Source organism: Streptomyces sp. NPDC002088, from assembly GCF_040296605.1.
Lineage (GTDB): Bacteria > Actinomycetota > Actinomycetes > Streptomycetales > Streptomycetaceae > Streptomyces.
Genome location: NZ_JBEOXO010000096.1, coordinates 1 through 2,589 on the forward strand (window position 1 = coordinate 1; position 2,589 = coordinate 2,589).

Consider the following 2,589-nt stretch of genomic DNA (forward strand, 5'->3'; position numbering starts at 1 on the left):
CAGCCCCAACGAATACGAACGCCGACACCACACCGCTAAACTCACGCTCGCCGCGTGATCAAAGACGCGTGTCCACCATCACGGGTGAAGGCCCCACCTCCGAGGCCACATGGCTCCGCCATGCCCGTGCCCACCTGCGCCACCTCTTCCCCTACCTGCCCCAGCAGCCCGGCTACAACAAGCGGCTGCGCAAGGCCGCCGGTCTGATGCGAAGCGTCAACCGGATCCTGGCCACCACCACCTCGGTGTGGAGCGACGACGTATGGGTCGTGGACTCCACCCCGGTGGAATGCGGCCGCTCCCGCGAGACCGTCAAACGCTCCGACCTGGCAGGTTGGGCCGAATACGGCTACTGCGCCAGCCACAGCCGCTTCTTCTGGGGCCTGCGCCTGCACCTGGTCTGCACCCTTCAGGGCCTGCCCATCGCCTTCGCCCTGACCGGGGCCAAGGCCGACGAACGCGAGACCCTCCTTGACCTCCTGGCAGCCGAATGCGAGCTTCTGCGAGAGCGCCCCCGACAGACTCTCATCGGCGACAAGAACTACTTCGGCCGTGGTTTCGAACGCGAACTGTCCGAGCATGGAGTCCAGTTGTTGCGGCCTGCCCGTAAAGGTGAACGGGAACGGCCTGGCGCAGCCCTGTTCAAGCCGCTGCGACAAGTCATCGAATCGATCAACGAGACCTTCAAGGGACAGCTTGACCTCGAACGGCACCGAGGGCGCACACCCGGCGGTGTCATAGCCCGCGTCATGCAACGCATCCTCGCGCTGACCGCCGCGATCTGGCACAACGACGCCACCGGACAAACCGTCCTACGCTCACTGATCGCCTACGATTCCTAATCTCTTTGTCAAGCGGCGTTCGTGACGGGGGGTATGGGTTCGTAGCACCGTCCGTCGCGCAACAGGGCCCACAGGACGTTGACCCGGCGGCGGGCGAGCGTGAGGACGGCCTGGGTGTGCCGCTTACCTTCGGCGCGTTTGCGATCGTAGAAGCGGCGGGATTCGTCACAGCAGCGGATGCTGATCAGCGCGGAGGTGTAGAAGACGCGCTGGAGTCGCCGGCTGTAATGTCTGGGCCGGTGCAGATTTCCGGTGATCTTGCCCGAGTCGCGCGGAGCCGGGGCGACGCCGGCGAACCCGGCGAGGCGGTCTGGGCTGTCGAAAGCCGTCATGTCGCCGCCCGTGGCCGCGAGGAACTCGGCGCCGAGCAGGGGTCCGATGCCGGGCATGCTCGCGATCACCTCGGCGTGTTTGTGCTCGCGAAACCGGGCCTCAATGAGCTTGTCGGTCTCCGCGATCTGCTCGTTGAGGCGCATCACCTCCCTGGCGAGCGTGTGCACGAGCTGGGCCGTCGGCTTCTCGCCGGCCACGCTGGTGTGCTGGCTCTCGGCGGCCACCAGGGCCTTCTCGGCGAGCTGGGCAGCACCGCGGACCTTGCGGTTGCGTAACCAGGTCTCCAGCCTCCGAGCCCCTGTCCTGCGGATAGCGGCTGGGGTCTGGTAGCCGGTCAGCAGGATCAGCGGGCCAGTATTCGTGAGGTCCAGAGCCCGGTCCAGAGCGGGAAAGATGCCGGTGAGGTGATTGTGGAGCCGGTTGATCACGCGGGTGCGGTCGTCGGCGAGGTCGCGGCGATGGCCAGTGAGAACCTTGATCTCGGCGACCAGTTCGTCACAGGGCCGCAAGGGTTGCAGGTCCCGGCGGATCCTGGCCTGGTCGGCGATGATCGCAGCGTCCTTGGCGTCGGTCTTGCCTTCGCCCCGGTAGCCCTCGGAGGCACGGCTGACCGCTCGGCCCGGGATGTAGAGCGTGTGCTGTCCGTGGTTGAGCAGCAGGTCGATCAGCAGGGCGGCGCCGCCGTCGGCCAAGTCGATGCCCCAGGTGACCTCATCACCCAGGGCGAGGACGTCGGCCAGGAGCTTCAGCAACTCCGTCTCGTCGTTGGCCACTCGCCGCGACAGCAGCCGCTTGCCGGTGTCGTCGATCACCACGCAGTGGTGATGGGTCCTGCCGGCATCGATGCCGGCCCAGATCGCTGTCACGCGCTCTCCACGGGTCGCTTCCTTACCTGCACCACAGACGACCTCGCTGGCGAGTCCCTACTCAGCGATCGGATCGCAATTGCTAATCAGCAGCCGAGTCGTCGGGGGGTGTCGGGCGGCGAATCGTAAGAAGCCACGGACGGCAGACCACTGAAAGCCACACCCGACACCCCTGGGTGAGCCAACCCTACGAATGGCTTGCTCATCCCGATCACCAAGGTAGGGATCACTGACCCCTTGGACTAGATCATCTAGTTCGGATCACTTCCACAGCGGCCCGCGACTGCGGCGGCCTGTCCCATGGGTCGGTGATCAGTGGCTGGTGAAGGCTCGATAGATTGGCATCCCATGGAACTTTGGGGAGCACGCCTCTATGGGAACCCTTGCCGGAACTGCGGCTTCGACTGGTCGTTGACTCCGCGCGAAGCCATTGGGCAGGTCGAGGACTTGCCTGTGAGGGGCCACGAAGTTTCCGGACAGGGACCCAATAGGGTTGTCCTGAAGAGGAAACGAGGAAGAAGTGGCGCCACCCAGTAAGTACTCGCCGG

The 2,589-nt window shown here is 65.4% G+C and carries 2 protein-coding genes; one reads left to right on the plus strand and one right to left on the minus strand.

Features of this window, described 5'->3' with window-relative positions; genetic code table 11:
* The coding region (locus tag ABT114_RS50195; protein WP_351154025.1) for an IS982 family transposase at positions 1 to 842 on the plus strand (842 nt) is incomplete at its 5' end.
* Between the two features lie 8 nt (positions 843 to 850).
* Here the strand turns inward: ABT114_RS50195 and ABT114_RS50200 are convergent.
* On the minus strand, positions 851 to 2,041 hold the full coding sequence (locus ABT114_RS50200) for an IS110 family RNA-guided transposase (protein WP_351154028.1): 1,191 nt from the start codon (positions 2,039 to 2,041) through the stop codon (positions 851 to 853).
* Positions 2,042 to 2,589: the final 548 nt, after the last annotated feature.